A 504-nucleotide genomic window follows, 5' to 3' on the forward strand; every position below is an offset into this window, starting at 1 on the left:
AGTAACCATCGATCCAGTCGGTCGAGACCGCAATGATAAAGATCGCCAGGGCGCCCCATACCAGGTGCAGTGGCAATAGCACGAATCCCACGATGGAAAGCACAAAACGGATCGCTGTCAGCGTATTGGGAACGTTGACACGCATTGGCCAACGACAGGCCGCTGAGGATCGTGCTGTAGTTGTAAAGGTGGAGGATATACGAGAACAGAACCAGCACTTGTATGCACCCGGAAGGTGGATTTCTTTGGCTCGTGGATGAGGGTATCGTGGCGTCATCAGGAGGTTTCAGATGGTTACCAACACAACCATGGCAACCAAAACCGGCGTCAGCTTGACGTTCGCCGCCGATCAGGGCCATACCAACATCAACGAGCCAAACACATCAACAAAAACCCCAAGTCCCAAAAATTCATTAAACTACCTAACAACATCTTTAACATGAAAATAAGCAAAGAAAACAACTACACAAAAAATAAATATCGCAACACCGACTACTACAAAAA

The 504-nt window shown here is 47.8% G+C and carries 2 protein-coding genes; one reads left to right on the forward strand and one right to left on the reverse strand.

The annotated features are described in order from the left end of the window. On the reverse strand, positions 1-277 hold a 277-nt coding region (locus tag AB1L30_RS00060), incomplete at its 3' end, for a CDP-alcohol phosphatidyltransferase family protein (RefSeq protein WP_367011323.1). Between AB1L30_RS00060 and AB1L30_RS00065 the strand changes: the two genes are divergently transcribed. Then, the coding region (locus tag AB1L30_RS00065) for a hypothetical protein (RefSeq protein WP_367011324.1) at positions 236-504 on the forward strand (269 nt) is incomplete at its 3' end. The genes AB1L30_RS00060 and AB1L30_RS00065 overlap by 42 nt on opposite strands.

This window comes from Bremerella sp. JC817 (assembly GCF_040718835.1).
Taxonomy (GTDB): Bacteria; Planctomycetota; Planctomycetia; order Pirellulales; family Pirellulaceae; genus Bremerella.